Consider the following 15,424-nt stretch of genomic DNA (forward strand, 5'->3'; position numbering starts at 1 on the left):
CCCAGGAGCCCCCGTGACGATCACCTCTCCCCACCTCGGCAGTTCGAAGGCGTGGACCGACGCCCAGCTGCTGTACGCACTGGAGGAGGTGGTGGAGAAGGAACTCAACCGCCATCTCAAGGTCGCCAAGGACTGGATGCCCCACGAGTACGTGCCGTTCTCCGACGGCCGTAACTTCCCCGGATACTTCGAGGACGGGGAAGCGTGGGAGACCAGCCAGTCCAAGGTCACCGACATCGGGCGCATCGCCCTCGTCGTGAACCTGCTGACCGAGGACAACCTCCCCAGCTACCACCACGAGATCGCCTCCCTCTTCGGCCGCGACGGCGCCTGGGGCACCTGGGTGCACCGCTGGACCGCGGAGGAGGGCCGGCACGGCATCGTGATGCGCGACTACCTGCTCACCTCGCGCGCCGTGGACCCGGACAAGCTCGAGCAGTTCCGCATGGCGCACATGGCGGAGGGCTTCGAGTCCGACAACCGCCACTCCATGCTGCACTCCGTGGCGTACGTCGCGTTCCAGGAGCTCGCCACCCGCGTCTCGCACCGCAACACCGGCCACCAGTCGGGCGACCCGGTCTGCGACCGGATGCTGGCCCGGATCGCGACCGACGAGAACCTGCACATGGTCTTCTACCGCAATCTGCTGGGCGCGGCCTTCGACCTGGCCCCGGATCTCACGATGCAGTCCGTACGTGACGTCGTCGTCAACTTCCGGATGCCCGGACACGGCATGCCCGGCTTCGAGCGGGCCGCCGCGCAGATGGCGATCGGCGAGATCTACAACATGCGCATCCACCACGACGACGTGATCCAGCCCGTCCTGCGGTACCTGAAGGTCCTCGACATCGACGGCCTCGGCCCGGAGGGCCTCAAGGCGCAGGAGGAGCTCGGGCTCTACATGAACGGCCTGGACAGCGAGGCGTCGAAGTTCGACGAGAAGCTGGCGGCCCGCAAGGCCCGACTGGCGGCCAGGGCCGCCCAGGGCTGACCGTCCGGCGATCCGCCCGGCAGGGGCTCGGGATCCGCTCCCCGACCCCCGCCGGACAGCGGCGGCGTACGCCTCACGCGTGCGCCCCCGTTTCGCGCCCGGGCTTTTCCCGGGGCTTCACGGAACACGTACTCCGCGCCCCGGGCGCGTGGACGGCACCGACGCGCACGAGGGCCTGGGCCCCGGTTTCGCCGACGCGTGACGGACCGCCCGGGAAGCGGTGTCCGGCACGGCCGGCCCCGGCAGCACGCACGGCTCGGGGCCCGTTCTCAGCCGCGCCTTCTGCGCAGCCGGTCCCGCTCCTTCTCGGAGAGGCCGCCCCACACACCGAAGCGTTCGTCGTGGGTGAGTGCGTACTCCAGGCAGGCGACGCGGCCCTCACAGGCGTTGCACAGTTGCTTGGCCTCACGGGTGGAGCTGCCCGGCGCCGGGAAGAAGAACTCCGGCCCGGCCTGCGCGCACAGCGCGGTCTCCTGCCAGGTGAGTTCGTCGGTCATGGTGTTGATCGGCATGGGACCCACGATGCCCGTTGGCGATAAACATGTGATCAACGATGGTTCAACGAGCGGTTCGACCGGGTGCCGCACGCACCCGCACGGGTTGTTCCCACGATGCTCTGCGCAGGTCAGGACCCTACGGCATCGGTGCCGGCTTGATCACCGCGAAGGCGGCTCCGGCGGGGTCGGCGAAGGTCGCGATCCGGCCGACTTCGGCCAGATCCGTGGCGGCCATGGTCACCCGGCCGCCCAGCCGCTCCGCGGCGGACACCGTGGCGTCGGTGTCGTCCACGGCGAAGTACGGCAGCCAGTGCGGTCCGGCAGCGGTCTCGCTCGGCACCTGGTCGAGGGGTACGAGTCCCCCGAAGGCGGACTCGTCGTTGTCCGTGCCCGCGGGCCGGACGACCGTGTAGGAGCCGCCGGGAAAGCTCATCTGGTTGGTCTGCCATCCGAAGACCGTGTGGAAGAAGGCGGCTGCCGAGGGCACGTCCGGGGTGTACAGCTCGGACCAGATCAGCGAACCGGGTTCCATGATCATGCCAAGGCCGGGGTTCGTACCGGGCTGCCAGACGCCGAAGTACGCGCCGTTGTTGTCGGTGAAGCCGCCCATGCGCCCGTAGTCCAGCACGTCCATCGGCGGGAAGGCCGCCGTGCCCCCGGCCTGTTCGACCGTCCGTGCGGTGGCGCCGGCGTCCGGGGTCTGGAAGTAGACCGACCAGGAGGGCTTTCCCTGGCCCTCGGGCACGGTCATGACGCCCGCGACGGTCCTGCCCCGCAGCTGATACGTCCCGTAGCCGCCGGTCTCGGGGCCTCCGGGCTGAAGCTCCCAGCCGAACAGACCGTTGTAGAAGACCGTGGCCGCGTCGATGTCGGGTGTGCCGAGATCGACCCAGTCCGGGGCGCCGGTCTCGAAGGACGGGTCGAGCATGGTGAGCTCCTAGGGCGGATCCTGTGCCTCGCGTGGTCCGTCACGCCAGGCTTCCCTCACCCTCCGAGTCTGGCACCGGGCACGGACGACCGCAGCCCCGGCGGGCCGGCCGGGCCCCCGGCCACGAGGGGCCCGGCCGGTCGGGTCAGCGTGCGACACCCAGCGCGGGGAGCACCGTCTCGGCGACCCTGTAGGCCTCTTCCAGCAGCGGGTTCCCGGAGAGGATGAAGGTGTCGACACCCAGGTCCTGGAACTCCCCGAGGCGCTCGACGACCTGGGCCGTCGAGCCCACGACCGCCGTGCCGGGGCCGGGCCTGAACAGGCTCATGCCCGGCCACATGTTGGGGTGTCTCTCCAGTTCCCGGGCGCGGGCCGGGACGCGTCCGCCGTGCTGCCGGAACTGACGCTGCCAGCCCACCCCCTCCTCACCTGACCGGTCGCCGAGCATGCGGGCGTACGTCGCCTCGCTCGTGACGTCCAGCAGCCGGTCGGCGGCGGCCCACGCCTCGTCCTCCGTGTCGCGCACGATGAGGTGGAGCCGCAGACCGATGCGCAGGGTGCGGCCGTGGGCGCGGGCCCTGGCCCGGACCTTGTCCAGCTTCTCCTTCAGCAGGTGCGGCGGTTCGCCCCAGGTGAGGAAGACGTCGACGTGCTCGGCCGCCATCTCGATGCCCGGGTCGGACGAGCCGCCGAACCACAGCGGGATGTGCGGGGCCTGCACTGGCTGGAGCTCCCGGAACGAGGCACCCGCGTCCTTCAGGTCGTAGAAGCGGCCCTTGTGGTCGAACACCTCCCCGGCGGTGAGGCGCTTCACGATCGACCAGTACTCGGCGCTGAGTGCGTACCGTTCGTCGTGCTCCACATGGAGCCCGTACTCCTTCAGCGCCTTCGTCGAGCCGTTGACGACGTTGAAGCGCAGCCGGCCTCCGAAGAGCTGGTCGAAGCTCAGTGCCATCTTGGCCAGCAGCGTCGGCGAGATGAGCCCCGGGTGGACGGCGAGCAGCGGCTTGAACCGGGTGCTGGTGGTCGCGGCGAGGGCGCTGCCCAGCGGCCAGACGTCGTACAGGTCGGTGGCGAGCAGGGCGCCGCTGTAACCGAGCTGTTCGACGGTGCCGGCGAGCCGGCTGAGGTAGCCGAGGTCGGCGGGCCGCCGGCCCTCGGGCTCCCAGGGGTAGGCGCCTTCGCGCGGGATGATGTACCAGAGGACTTCCGGCGCCATGGCGCTCAGGCCGCCTTCGGGCCGGCGGTGCCGGTGGCGCGCGCCCGGGCCGCGGCGACCTCGACCGGTCCGTCGATGAAGCCGGTGCGGTGGAAGATGTCCGCGGCCTCCTGCTGTTCGGCGATGAACTCGTCGCTCACGGCCTCGATCCGCCAGGGCAGGGCGCGCAGCGCCGTCTCCCAGTCGTCGGCGCTCCCGCCCAGGTCCGCCGCGGCGATCTCTGCCGCGGCACGGGGGTTGGCAGCCGCCCAGTCGTCGGCTCGCCGGAGGGCCCGGGTGAGTGCCTCGACGATCTCGGGGCGGCTCTCGGCGAAGTCGCGCCGGGTGAAGAAGACGGAGCGGTCCGAGATCACGTCGCCCGTGGCGACGAGCGTGCGCAGTCCGCCCTTCCTCCGGGCTGCCGCGAGCTCGGGCCCCTGGGCAACCCAGGCGCCGATCTCCCCGGCGCGCAACTGCCGCTCGCTGTCGGTGCCGCTGCGGACGGCGGTGATGTCGTCGGCGTACGAGAGCCCGGCGTCGTCCAGCGCCTTGGCGATCAGGTGGGTCTGCCAGGACCCGATCGCGAGGTGGACGGTCGCCCCCGCGAGGTCGGCGACCGAGCGGACCGGGCCGTCCTCGGGCACGAGGAGGGCGCCGTGGCCGGGACGCGGGGCGGAGACGGCTGTGTAGACGAGGTCGTGGCCCGCCGCCTGCGCGGTGACGGGCGGGGTAGAACCGGTGCCGCCGAAGTCGATGACGCCGCGGGTGAGCAGTTCGCCGGTGCGGACGCCGTTGGTGTACGGGAAGAAGGCGACCGTCTCTCCGAGCGCGGCCAGCTCCTCCTGGGCGAAGCCCAGCCGGGAGAGGTGGTACAGGTGGTACAGGGAGGGGTTGCTGCTGTGGACCCCGATGGTGACGGTCATTCAGATCACTCCGGATTCGGAAGACGTGAGGGACGGTGAGGGAGGAGGTGAGGGCGGGGAGAAGGCCCCGGGGCCGGCGTCGACCCCCAGGTCGGCGAGCAGCCTGCGGCGCAGCGCGGCGAACGCGGGGTCGCCGGGGTCACGCGGCCGGCCGACGTCCACGGACTCGTCGGTGACGAGCTTCCCGTCGCGCAGGACGGCGACGCGGTCCGCGAGCCGTACGGCCTCGTCGACGTCATGGGTGACCAGCAGGACGGCGGGACGGTACCTGCGGCACAGCTCTCCCACCAGGTCCTGCATCTTCAGCCGGGTCAGCGCGTCCAGTGCGGCGAACGGCTCGTCCAGGAGGAGCAGTTCGGGCTCCCGGACCAGCGCCCTGGCGAGGGCCACCCGCTGCGCCTCACCGCCGGAGAGCGTGCCGGGCCAGGCCTCGGCGTGCCGTTCCAGGCCGACCTCCGCCAGCGCCCTGAGCCCGTGCGGGGCGCGGCTGCGCGGAAGCGCGACGGTCACGTTGGCCAGCACCCTCTTGGACGGTACGAGGCGGGGCTCCTGGAAGACGATGGTGCGGGCCTCGGGGACCAGCACCTCTCCCCCGTCGGCTCCGTCCAGAGCGCCCAGGATGCGGAGCAGGGTGGTCTTGCCGCTTCCGCTGGCACCGAGCAGGGCCACGAACTCGCCCCGCGCGATGTCCAGTCGCAGACCGTCCAGGACGGCTCTGGTGCCGAAGACCCGGCGCAGGTCCCGGACCCGTACCGCGGGTCGTTCCGCCGTGTCGGTCATCGCGTTCCTCCTTGCGGGACCCGCCACGGCATCAGGACGCGCTCCAGGAGGCGCACGACGACGTCGGCGGCCAGGCCGAGAAGGCCGTAGATCAGGATGCAGACCGCGAGGATGTCGGTACGGGCGTAGCTCTGCGCCTGGGACATCAGGTATCCGATGCCCTCGGTGGAGTTGATCTCCTCGGCGGCGATCAGCGCGATCACACTGAGCGTCATGGACAGTCGCAGCCCGGCCAGCAGGGACGGCAGGGCTCCGGGGAGGACGACCTCCCGGACGACGGCGATCCGGCTCATTCCGAAGCTGCGCACGGCCTCGACGAGCTTGGGATCGGTGTTGCGTACGCCGCTCGACGTGGACACGTACATGGGGAACGTGGTGGCGACGGCGATGAGCAGGATCTTGGCCGTCTCGTTGATCCCGAACCAGACCATGAAGAGCGGCACCAGGGCGAGGAAGGGGATGGTGCGCAGGGTCTGGAGGGAGGAGTCGAGGAGTTCGTCCCCGAGCCTGGTGAATCCGGTGACGACGCCGAGGATGAGTCCGGCCGCGAGACCGATCAGCAGACCGGTTCCGGAGCGGGTCAGCGAGGTGGCGAGCGCGTCGGGCAGTTGCCCGTTCCCCCACAGTTCGCCCACGGCACGCACGACTTCGGCGGGTGAGGCCAGCACGTCGGGGGTGAGCACCCCCGAGGCCGACGCGGCCCACCACAGGACGAGCAGGGCGACGGGGCCCAGTGCGCGGACGGTAAGGGCGAAGGGCCGTCCGCGTGTCCTGCGGAGCGCGGGGCGGGGGGTGACCAGGCCCTCGGCTGCGGCCGCCTCGGAGACGGCGCTCATGTCAGATTCTCGATGTCGAGGAGGTGGGCCGCGACGTCCACCGTGCCCTTGGTGACCTTCTGCTCCGCGTAGAAGGCCGCGACGGCCTCGAAGCGGGCGATGTCCTCGGGGCCGATCGGGTCGATGGTGCCGCCCTCGGCGATGAACCCGGTCTGCACCTCCTCGGCCTTGCCCGTGACGGCGGTGGGCCCGACGTCGGTGAAGACGTTCAGGTAGGCGGCGGGGTCCTTCTTCTCCTTGACGCTGGCCGCGTGGAGATACGAGTAGAGCGCCTTGACGACCTCGGGGTGCTCCTCGGCGAATCCGGTCCGTACGGCGTTGAGGCTGTAGTTGTCGGAGCCGATCGCCGCGCCGTCGGCGACGAAGTGCCCCTTGCCGCTGCCGATCTCGGCCACCGCGTAGGTGGCCCAGACGGCCCAGGCGTCGACCTTGCCCGCGTTGAGGACGGCGGCGGTCTGGTCGGGCCGCAGGTAGACCCGCTGGACCTTGTCGGCCGGGATCCCGGCCTTGGCGAGCGCCTTCAGCAGCAGGTACTCGCCGGTGCCGCCCTGGTTGACCGCGACCTTCCTGCCCACCAGGTCGGCGACGGAGCCGATGCCAGAGCCGTCGCGGACGAGGATGCCCTCGCCGGCCGCGTCGGGGTCGACGGCGGTGAAGAACTTGAAGCCGGGCCGTTGGGCGAGCGAGGTGATGCCGGAGGTGATGGACCCGGTGGCGAAGTCGAGCTGGTCGGCGTTCATCGCCTGGGCGGCGGGGGCGAAGGGTCCGGCGCTGCCGGTCCACTCCACCTCGGCGCCCACCTTGCCGAGCGCCTTGTCGAGGCTGCCGTCCTTCTTCCCGACGGCCAGGACTCCGGAGTTTCCGGGGTCGGGGATGCGCACGGTGACGGTGGCCGCGGCACCCGACCCGCTGTCGGCCTCGGAGCTGCCGCATGCCGCGAGGGCCAGCATCGCGGCGACCGTGAGGAGGGCGGGGGCGATGGTCGTACGGACTGGTCGGTGCTGGTTCATGCTGACAGCGGTCCTTCGGGTTCGCGGGTGGGCGAGGGGCGTGGGTGAAGACCTGCGCGGGCGGTGGCCCTGCGCAGCGGCGCGGGGTCGGCCCAGGCGGCGACGTCGACGCGCTCCGGCAGGAAGCCGTGGGCGCGCAGTCCGGCTTCCTGCTCGGCGAGGAGGGCGAGGCGCTCGGCCGACAGGTCGGGGTGCAGGGTGAGGTGGGTGCCGGGGCGGTAGGCGCCGGCGACTCCGTCGGCGCCCGCTCCCGTCTCGGCGCCCAGGATGCGGTCGACGTCGGCGGGGTGTCCGGTGGCCCAGTCGGCCGCCCTGAGCAGGACGGCGAGGAACCGGTCGACGAGGTCGGGGTGGTCGTCCAGCAGCCGCTGGTGGACGGTGATGGGGCGGGGGGTGCCGTTGTTGACGCGGAACCGGTGACCGGGCAGTTCGTCGAGTTCGACGGCGACCTCGGCTCCTGCCCGTCGGGCCGCCTCGACGGCGACCGCGCCCTTGACGTACACGGCGTCCACGTCACCGCGCCGCAACGCGTCCAGCTCGGCGGCCCACTGGCCCTTGTGCGCGTCGGCGGGTACGTCGACGAGGGCGGCGTCCTCCAGGCCCAGGCCGGCGGAGCCCAGCGCGCCCTCGAATCCGCGCAGTGCCATGGCCCGCCAGAAGTCGATGGCGATGCTGTGGGAGGGCACGGCGAGCCGGCGGCCGCGCAGGGCGTGGGCGCCTCTGGCCCCGGAGCCGGGTGCGACCAGCACGACCTGGCGTTCCTCGATCCAGGTGAGCCCGATCAGCCGGGTCGCCTCCCCTCGCGAACGTGCCCAGAGGGCAGGGACGTTGCCGCCTTCACGGAACAGACGCGGCAGTGCGTGGGTGTAGTGGGCGGCGCGGTCCGCGTCGGGGGCGGCGTCCTGGAGGGAGCGCACTTCGATGCCGTCGGGGGCGAACTCCTCGCTGAGCCAGTGCCGGTCGGCGGCGATGCCCGTCGCGGTGGGTACGGGACAGCGGGTGAACCAGAGGGTGCTGGGCAGCACGGCGGAATGCGTCATGGTCTCTTCCCGGAGGGGTCGGCGGGGCACGAGGGCAGGCGGCACCCGGAGCGCGGCACGGGGGCACGGTCCGCTCGCGGGGTGGGCGATGCGGGAGACAGGAACGGGGGCCGGGCGCGTCAGCGGGGTGCGCGCGGGCGGCGGGGAGCGTCAGCGACAGGCTGCGCTGGAGACGCGCGCCAGGTCGATGTGACGGCGCAGCGTGAGGGCGAGGGTGACCGGAGCGGAGCTGCCGGGGGACGTGGCGTCGATGCCGGCCATGGCACTGCTCCTGTCCGTACGCCGGTGGTGAGGACTGCAGACTGCCACGGCCTCACACCTGCCCACAACTGCTCTCCCACCATGTGGGATTCACTGTGAACAGAGTGTTTCCCGGCCTTGTCGACCGGCGTCCGCGGTCCCGTAATGTGGGGTCCATGACCCCTCCCACCTCACGAGCGAAGAGCGCGACCGGCACAGGCGGGGCGGCGGCTCGCGCTCCGGGCGGGGCGCAGGCGGTCAGGCGCGCACTGGACGTCCTGCACTGTTTCCACGACAACGGTCCCGATCTGAGCGCCTCGGACCTCGCCCGGCGTCTGGAGCTGTCGCCCTCGACGGCACACCGGCTGGCCCGGACGCTTCTGGGCGCGGGCTTCCTGGAACAGGACGCGCGGACGGCGCGCTACCGGCTGGGACCGGCGGTGACCGAGCTCGGCCGTCTCTCGTACCACCAGCGCGGGCTGCATCTGGCCGCACCGGAGCTGACGGATCTGGCCGAACGCACCGGCGCGACGGCCGATCTGGCCCTGCGCAGCGGCCCGTACGCCGTGATCGTCGCGGGCGGTTCGGTGACACCGCGCACGGGGCTGCGCCGGCCTCTGCACTCGACGGCTCTGGGCAAGGTGCTGCTGGCCTGGGCCCGGCCGGGCGGGAGCGGACCTGGCACGCTCCCGCTGCACGCCTTCACCGAGCGCACCATCGTCGATCCAGTCGCTCTGCAGGCCGAGTTGAAGCGCGTGAGAACCGACACCTACGCGCTCAACGACGGGGAGTCGGCGCCCGGGGTACGCACCCTGGCGGTGCCCGTGCTGGACGGCGCCGGCCATGCCCGGTTCGCGCTCGCCGTCCGTGCCACTCCGTCCGTGATCACGGAAGAGCGCACCGACTGGCTCCTCGAGCAGGCCCGGTCCTGTGCGCGCGCCCTGGAGGTGCTGCTGCTGACACCGGCGGAGCGCAGGGCGCCGGCCTCCTGACAGGCACCGGCGCCGCTCCCGGACCTCAGTGTTCGTGCTCCTTCGCCGCGCCTGCCGCGTGGTGCGGCGGGTCGTACCCCGGGACGGTGCCGTCCGCCTTGGCGACGAGCAGCAGTCCGGCCATCCCCATGTCGGAGTGGCTCTGGACGTGGCAGTGGTACATCCAGGCGCCGGCCCCCACGTGTTCGCCCGCGATGATCTGGAAGCCGAAGGAGTCGGCGGGTCCGCAGATCTTCGTGTCGACCACACGGCTGGGGTCGTCGGGGCCGGTGAGCAGCCCCGTCCTGTTGTCCGCCCAGCGGTGCCCGTGGATGTGGAACGTGTGGTAGTACTCGCCGTGAGTGATCATCACGACCTCGACCCGGTCGCCCACGGTGGCTTCGAAGTTCGGACTCTCGTGAGCCGCCTTGTTGTTGATCGTCATGTCGTTGAAGACGATCGTGATCGTCCTGTCGGGCAGGACGTCCCCCTTGCGGCGCACGACGAGGGGTCCGTACAGGCCCTTGCGGATGCCGCCCGTGCCGTGGTCGGTGCCGACGACGTGGTCGTGGTAGTGCCAGTAACCCGCGCTGCCCGCCTGCCAGGTGCCGTCCTTGCGGCGGCCGGGGGTGTGGGTGCGCCAGGTGTACGTCCGGGTGCCGCCCGGTTCGACGTGGCTGCGGTTCATCCGGGTGCCGTCGCTCGCGATGTCGTAGTCGACACCGTGGACGTGGAGGCTGGCGTCGACGTCCGTGGTGTTCTCGAACTCGATGTGCAGCGTGTCGCCCTCGGTGATCTCGATGAGCGGTCCGGGAATGGACGCCTTGCCCTTCTCGAAGCCGTATCCGAGCTGCCCGTCCGCCAGTTTCTCGGCGTAGAGCTTGAGGTGGCGGACGGCGCCGCCCGCAGGGGCGGTCTTCGCGGGGTTCTCCGCGGAGGTGGCCTGCACCGCACCCAGTGACATCGATGTCACGCCGGTGGCCGCCGCCACTCCGCCGCCCACCAGCATCCGGCGGTTGAAGGTCCTTCGGTCCATGTCGAACTCCCCACTGCGAGACGGAAACTGACGCGCTGTTCCCCTGGACGGCCCACACGGTAGCCGGGGGCCGTTGGTTTATCCACACTCAGGACAAAGTTCGTTCGATTGCTGCCATACCTATTGGCGAGTCACGAAAAGAGGTCTAGCTTCGTGCGCTGTCGCAGTGACCACAGAGGTGCGGTGACGAAGAAGTGACCGGAGAAGTGACCAAGAGGGGTGGGTGACCACATGCAGCGCACACCACATCGCAGGTCCAGATCGCGTCGCGGTGTCGCGGCGGCCGTCGCGGCAGGAGCCCTGACCGCGTCCCTGCTCGGCGGCCAGGCGGCCACCGCCAGCCCGTATCCGGATCCAGGACTGAAGGAGCGGATGGCGACAACGTTGTCCCTTCCTTCGCCGCCGGGCGGGGCGAACGTCAAGGTACTGGTGTTCCACGCCTCGGCGGGCGAGGAGCCCGCGACCGTGGACGCGGGCATCGCGGCCATCGAGAAGATCGGCCTCAGCGGACCCGAGGCGGGGCGCTTCAAGACGGTCGCCACCGACGACGCCGGGGTCTTCACCAACGGCAAGCAGCTGGGCAAGTACAACGCGGTCGTCTTCCTGACCGGCGGCGGCGATGTGCTCGACCCGGAGCAGGAGGCGGGCCTGGAGGCGTACATGGAGGCCGGCGGCGGCTTCCTCGGCATCCATGACGCGGCGCGCACCGAACCGTACTCCGACTGGTTCACGGGTCTGGTCGGCGCCCGCCCGGCGGCGGACGGTCCGACGGCCGTCCAGCGTGCCACCGTGGAGATCGGCGACCGGCGGCACCCGGCGACGAAGAACCTCCCGCTGGAGTGGAAGCGCCCGGACAAGTGGCTGAACTGGAAGGACAACCCGTCCGGCGACGTCCACACCGTGGCCCGCGTCCGCGAGCTGACGTACGCCCCGGGGAAGAGCGCCAACGGCTGGGACCACCCGGTCTCCTGGTGCCGTGACTACGACGGCGGCCGCTCCTTCTACACCGCCATGGGCGGTACGGCCGCCTCCTTCGCCGAGACCGACTTCCGGGATCACCTGCGCGGCGCGCTGGCCTGGACGAGCCGTGTCTCGCAGGCCGACTGCAAGGCCACCATCGACTCCAACTACACGGCGGAGCGGCTCACCCAGCCCAACCAGCCGGGCACGAACGACCAGATCGGCGAGCCCCACGGCCTCGTGACCGCGAAGGACGGCCGGGTCTTCTACATCGGGCGCGGCGGCGCCGACAGCAGCGTGCCGGTGGTCACCGACTGGAACGACCCGAACGTCGGCAAGGGCGAGGGCGAGATCCATGTGTACGACCCCGCGACCGAGAAGGTCACCCTCGCGGGCAAGCTGAGCGTCTTCGGCAACAAGGGCGGCGGCGACGAGCTGGTCAAGGTCGAGGAGGGGCTGCTCGGGATCGAGCTGGACCCGGACTTCGCCACCAACGGCTGGGTCTACCTGCACTACACCCCGCACGCGAAGATCGACCGGGACAAGCGGATGGCGGTGCGGCAGGTCTCGCGGTTCACCTTCGACAGCGCCACGAACAAGCTGGACCTGGCGTCCGAGAAGGTGCTGCTGCACTGGCCGGTCCAGATCCACAGCTGCTGCCACGCCGGAGGCGGTCTGGCCTGGGACTCGAAGGACAACCTCTACATCGCCACGGGTGACAACAACTCCTCCGGGTTCAGCGACGGTTACTCGGGCAACAACCCGCAGCCGAACTACAAGGGCGTGTCCTTCGCCGACGCCCGCCGCACCGCGGGCAACACCAACAACCTCAACGGCAAGATCCTGCGGATCCACCCCGAGGACGACGGCACCTACACCCTGCCCGAGGGCAACCTCTTCACCGGCAAGGAGCCCGACGAGGGCGGGGGCAAGACCCGCGGCGAGATCTATGTGATGGGTGTCCGCAACCCGGCGCGCATCTCCGTCGACACGTCGACCGACACGCTGTACGCGGGCTGGGTCGGCCCCGACGCGGGCTCTCCCAGCACCACCTGGGGTCCCGCGAAGTACGACACGTTCGCCGCGATCACCAAGGCCGGCAACCACGGCTGGCCGTACTGCATGGGCAACAAGCAGCCCTACCGGGACCGTAACCTGCCGGACCCGTCCAAGCCGCTCGGCTGGTACGACTGCGACGCCCCGAAGAACGAGTCGCCCAACAACGACGGCCTGGTCAAACTGCCTCCCGTCACGTCGAACACCATCTGGTACTCGCCCCAGGGCGGCGGCGTGGACTACCCGCGTGACGCGAACGGCGTCCCGAGCTACAAGGTCGAGGACCAGAAGCAGCTCCTGCCCTGGCTCAAGGGCGGCGGCCAGGCCACGATGAACGGACCGGTCTACCGCTACGACGCGGCGAGCTCGAGCGAGGCCAGGTGGCCCTCGTACTGGGACGGCAAGTGGTTCGTCGGTGACTTCTACGACGACACCCAGCCGCGCCACGCCGTGCTGACCGACCCGAAGACGGTCGGCAAGGGCGGCCTGCCCACGCACGCCGAGTCCCTGAAGAAGATCATTCCGGTCGGTGCGGACGGCATCCGCAACCTCATGGACTGGAAGTTCGCCCCGGACGGGTCTCTCTACGTCCTGGACTACGGACGCGGCTTCTTCACCTCCGACTCCAAGTCCGCGCTGTGGCGCGTGACGTACAAGGGCGGCGGTCCGACTCCGGCCGCCGCAGACCTGGCCAGGAAGGCGGCAGCGCAGTGAGACACCCCTCGCTCCTCGCTCGACGGCGGTACGGGCCCGCACGCTGGTGGCTCGCCCTGCTCGGATCGTTCCTGATGGTCCTCGGGCTCGCGTCGACCGCCGCGTACGGACGGGACGACGACCGGGCGGCGGCTGCCGCCGACCAGGTCCTCGACTGGACCGCGGGCGACCCCATCGACCACTACCTGACGGCGCCCAAGACCGCTGTGGCCGGCGCGGCGACCATCGTCTTCGAGAACAGCACGGCCACGGGCAACACGACGGGCATGCCGCACACGCTGACGTTCAGCGTGTCGGACCCGGAGTTCAACAACGACGTCGCGGTCAACATCCTGGCCAACCCCAGTGACAGCGAGGGCGGCAAGCACAGCGTCGAGGTCACCCTCACGCCCGGCCGGTACTTCTACCACTGCACGATCCCCGGCCACGGTTCGATGCAGGGCATCCTGACGGTGACCGAGGACGGCGGCGGTGGCGAGGACACCACCGCTCCCGAGACCTCTGCGACCGTGGACGGCGACAGGAACGCCGACGGCGCGTACATCGGCCAGGCGACCGTCACCGTGGCGGCGACCGACGCGGGTTCGGGCGTCGACACCGTCGAGTACGCCGTCGGGGCGGACGGCGCCTGGCAGCCGTACACCGCGCCCGTCGTGGTGAACGAGGTCGGGTCGCACACGATCCGCTACCGCGCCACCGACAAGGCGGGCAACGCGGCAGCGGAGAAGAAGGCCGACTTCGCGGTCGCCGCTCCGCCGACGGACGACGAGACCGCGCCGGAGACCTCGGCGACCGTCTCGGGCGAGAAGGACGACGCCGGTGCCTACCTCGGCATGGCCACGGTCACCGTGACCGCGTCCGACACCGGCTCGGGCGTCAACACCATCGAGTACGCGCTCGGGGCGGACGGCGCCTGGCAGCCGTACACCGCACCCGTGATGGTGCACGAGGTGGGCACGCACAGCGTCCGCTACCGCGCCACCGACAGGTCCGGCAACGTCGCCGCGGAGAAGTCCGTGGACTTCACCGTCGTCGAGCCGCCCTCGCAGGACAAGACACCGCCGGAGACCTCCGTGGTGGTGTCGGGCGACAAGAACTCCGACGGCGCGTTCATCACCAGCGCCAGGGCCACGGTCACCGCGACCGACGCGGACTCGGGCGTGGACAAGGTCGAGTACTCCCTCGACGGCGGCCCGTACCTGGCCTACTCCACCCCTGTCGTCGTCGACCGGGTCGGCCACCACACGTTCGCCCACCGGGCGACGGACAAGGCGGGGAACACCTCGCAGGCGAAGCAGGCCTCGTTCACCGTCGCGCAGAGCGGCGGCGTTCCGGCACCCAACTGCCCGGAGTTCGACGAGCGGCTCACCGTCATCGTCGGCACGGTCGACACGGGCGTTCCCAACCGGCTGACCGGCAACCGCTGCACGATCAACGAGCTGATCGAGGACGAGAAGGACTGGTCCTCGCACGCGCTGTTCCTCAAGCACGTCGACACGGTCCTGGACAAGCTGCTCAGCGCCGGGGTCGTCGACGCCCGTGAGCACAAGAAGATCTACAAGGCGGCCAAGCAGTCCGGCATCGGCAAGCCGGGCCAGGACGAGGGCTACCGCAAGCTGTTCGACGGCACCGCCGGCTCCCTCGCCAAGTGGGAGCAGGTAGGCGGCGGGAAGTTCGGGCTCAACACCGAGGACGGCTCGATCACCAGCTCCACCACGGTGGACGGCATGGGGATGCTGTGGTTCCCGGCCCGGCAGTACGGGGACTTCTCGCTGAAGCTCCAGTGGCGTGACGACGCGCCCGGCGCGGGCAACGCCAACGGCGGGGTCTTCGTCCGCTTCCCGAACGTCCACGACCACCCGGAGGAGTCCCGTCCGGAGTGGGTCGCCATCAAGTACGGCCATGAGATCCAGGTCAACGACCGGCCCGACGGCGACATGTACAAGACCGGGTCCGTCTACGGGTTCGACAGGGTCGGCCTCGGCGGCGCCGGGGTCACGCCCAAGGGCACCTGGAACGACTACGAGATCCGGGTGGTGGACCAGCACTTCTCGGTCTACCGCAACGGTGTCCTGCTGAACGAGTTCGACAACAACGGCGGTCAGCTCTTCGAACCGCCGCGGGGCGACGACCCGGGCACCGACGGCCGGCGCTACGCCTCCGGCTACATCGGGCTCCAGGTCCACAGCACCACGGACGTGATCTCGTACCGCGACATCCGCATCAAGGAGTTGTAGGAAGGAA

Annotated in this window: 14 protein-coding genes; 4 read left to right on the forward strand and 10 right to left on the reverse strand. The window is 70.8% G+C overall.

Annotation, left to right across the window (positions count from 1 at the left end; translation table 11 throughout):
• Positions 1–13 precede the first annotated feature (13 nt).
• Positions 14–991 (forward strand): acyl-ACP desaturase, encoded by a 978-nt coding sequence (locus P8A20_RS03630; RefSeq protein WP_147961136.1) that lies wholly within the window; start codon positions 14–16, stop codon positions 989–991.
• Between the two features lie 269 nt (positions 992–1,260).
• On the opposite strand, the gene P8A20_RS03635 is transcribed toward P8A20_RS03630, so the two are convergent.
• The 9 genes from P8A20_RS03635 to P8A20_RS38615 all read right to left on the reverse strand — a co-directional run bounded on the left by P8A20_RS03635 (position 1,261) and on the right by P8A20_RS38615 (position 8,464).
• A complete protein-coding gene (locus tag P8A20_RS03635) occupies positions 1,261–1,503 on the reverse strand; it encodes a WhiB family transcriptional regulator (protein WP_147961135.1) in 243 nt (80 codons plus the stop codon).
• Positions 1,504–1,624: 121 nt separating this feature from the next.
• Positions 1,625–2,416, reverse strand: a complete 792-nt coding sequence (locus P8A20_RS03640) for a VOC family protein (protein ID WP_306102837.1) — start codon at positions 2,414–2,416, stop codon at positions 1,625–1,627.
• A 145-nt stretch (positions 2,417–2,561) separates the two neighbouring features.
• The gene (locus P8A20_RS03645; protein WP_147961133.1) at positions 2,562–3,635 is read right to left on the reverse strand and encodes an LLM class flavin-dependent oxidoreductase; all 1,074 of its coding nucleotides are present in this window, start codon (positions 3,633–3,635) and stop codon (positions 2,562–2,564) included.
• Between the two features lie 5 nt (positions 3,636–3,640).
• Positions 3,641–4,537 (reverse strand): ABC transporter substrate-binding protein, encoded by an 897-nt coding sequence (locus tag P8A20_RS03650; RefSeq protein WP_147961132.1) that lies wholly within the window; start codon positions 4,535–4,537, stop codon positions 3,641–3,643.
• A complete protein-coding gene (locus P8A20_RS03655) occupies positions 4,538–5,317 on the reverse strand; it encodes an ABC transporter ATP-binding protein (protein ID WP_147961131.1) in 780 nt (259 codons plus the stop codon).
• A complete protein-coding gene (locus P8A20_RS03660; protein ID WP_147961130.1) occupies positions 5,314–6,153 on the reverse strand; it encodes an ABC transporter permease in 840 nt (279 codons plus the stop codon). The genes P8A20_RS03655 and P8A20_RS03660 overlap by 4 nt, the downstream gene beginning before the upstream one ends.
• Positions 6,150–7,163 (reverse strand): NrtA/SsuA/CpmA family ABC transporter substrate-binding protein, encoded by a 1,014-nt coding sequence (locus P8A20_RS03665; protein WP_147961129.1) that lies wholly within the window; start codon positions 7,161–7,163, stop codon positions 6,150–6,152. The genes P8A20_RS03660 and P8A20_RS03665 overlap by 4 nt, the downstream gene beginning before the upstream one ends.
• On the reverse strand, positions 7,160–8,203 hold the full coding sequence (locus P8A20_RS03670) for an ABC transporter substrate-binding protein (RefSeq protein ID WP_306102838.1): 1,044 nt from the start codon (positions 8,201–8,203) through the stop codon (positions 7,160–7,162). The genes P8A20_RS03665 and P8A20_RS03670 overlap by 4 nt, the downstream gene beginning before the upstream one ends.
• Before the next feature lie 150 nt (positions 8,204–8,353).
• Positions 8,354–8,464, reverse strand: a complete 111-nt coding sequence (locus P8A20_RS38615) for a putative leader peptide (protein ID WP_327330183.1) — start codon at positions 8,462–8,464, stop codon at positions 8,354–8,356.
• A 155-nt stretch (positions 8,465–8,619) separates the two neighbouring features.
• On the opposite strand from P8A20_RS38615, the gene P8A20_RS03675 reads away from it, so the two are divergent.
• Positions 8,620–9,435: an IclR family transcriptional regulator gene (locus P8A20_RS03675; protein ID WP_147961127.1), complete on the forward strand. Its 816-nt coding sequence runs from the start codon at positions 8,620–8,622 to the stop codon at positions 9,433–9,435.
• A gap of 25 nt (positions 9,436–9,460) precedes the next feature.
• Here the strand turns inward: P8A20_RS03675 and P8A20_RS03680 are convergent, their stop codons facing one another.
• Complete coding sequence (locus tag P8A20_RS03680; protein ID WP_147961126.1) at positions 9,461–10,450, reverse strand: multicopper oxidase domain-containing protein; 990 nt, start codon at positions 10,448–10,450, stop codon at positions 9,461–9,463.
• A gap of 231 nt (positions 10,451–10,681) precedes the next feature.
• On the opposite strand from P8A20_RS03680, the gene P8A20_RS03685 reads away from it, so the two are divergent.
• Together P8A20_RS03685 and P8A20_RS03690 are read left to right on the forward strand one after the other, a co-directional pair.
• Positions 10,682–13,180, forward strand: coding sequence for a ThuA domain-containing protein (locus tag P8A20_RS03685; RefSeq protein ID WP_306102839.1), 2,499 nt, complete (start codon positions 10,682–10,684; stop codon positions 13,178–13,180).
• Positions 13,177–15,417: an OmpL47-type beta-barrel domain-containing protein gene (locus P8A20_RS03690; protein WP_306102840.1), complete on the forward strand. Its 2,241-nt coding sequence runs from the start codon at positions 13,177–13,179 to the stop codon at positions 15,415–15,417. Before P8A20_RS03685 ends, P8A20_RS03690 begins: the two co-directional genes overlap by 4 nt.
• Positions 15,418–15,424: the final 7 nt, after the last annotated feature.

Origin of the sequence: Streptomyces sp. Alt3 (assembly GCF_030719215.1) — a bacterium.
Classification (GTDB): Bacteria; Actinomycetota; Actinomycetes; order Streptomycetales; family Streptomycetaceae; genus Streptomyces; species Streptomyces glycanivorans.

Excerpts from the sequence above, each read along its gene's own strand:
- P8A20_RS03675 (WP_147961127.1), top strand. The coding sequence starts at position 8,620 with ATGACCCCTCCCACCTCACGAGCGAAGAGCGCGACCGGCACAGGCGGG.
- P8A20_RS03670 (WP_306102838.1), bottom strand. The coding sequence starts at position 8,203 with ATGACGCATTCCGCCGTGCTGCCCAGCACCCTCTGGTTCACCCGCTGT.
- P8A20_RS03680 (WP_147961126.1), bottom strand. The coding sequence starts at position 10,450 with ATGGACCGAAGGACCTTCAACCGCCGGATGCTGGTGGGCGGCGGAGTG.
- P8A20_RS03645 (WP_147961133.1), bottom strand. The coding sequence starts at position 3,635 with ATGGCGCCGGAAGTCCTCTGGTACATCATCCCGCGCGAAGGCGCCTAC.
- P8A20_RS03655 (WP_147961131.1), bottom strand. The coding sequence starts at position 5,317 with ATGACCGACACGGCGGAACGACCCGCGGTACGGGTCCGGGACCTGCGC.
- P8A20_RS03685 (WP_306102839.1), top strand. The coding sequence starts at position 10,682 with ATGCAGCGCACACCACATCGCAGGTCCAGATCGCGTCGCGGTGTCGCG.
- P8A20_RS03650 (WP_147961132.1), bottom strand. The coding sequence starts at position 4,537 with ATGACCGTCACCATCGGGGTCCACAGCAGCAACCCCTCCCTGTACCAC.
- P8A20_RS38615 (WP_327330183.1), bottom strand. The coding sequence starts at position 8,464 with ATGGCCGGCATCGACGCCACGTCCCCCGGCAGCTCCGCTCCGGTCACC.
- P8A20_RS03640 (WP_306102837.1), bottom strand. The coding sequence starts at position 2,416 with ATGCTCGACCCGTCCTTCGAGACCGGCGCCCCGGACTGGGTCGATCTC.
- P8A20_RS03660 (WP_147961130.1), bottom strand. The coding sequence starts at position 6,153 with ATGAGCGCCGTCTCCGAGGCGGCCGCAGCCGAGGGCCTGGTCACCCCC.
- P8A20_RS03665 (WP_147961129.1), bottom strand. The coding sequence starts at position 7,163 with ATGAACCAGCACCGACCAGTCCGTACGACCATCGCCCCCGCCCTCCTC.
- P8A20_RS03635 (WP_147961135.1), bottom strand. The coding sequence starts at position 1,503 with ATGCCGATCAACACCATGACCGACGAACTCACCTGGCAGGAGACCGCG.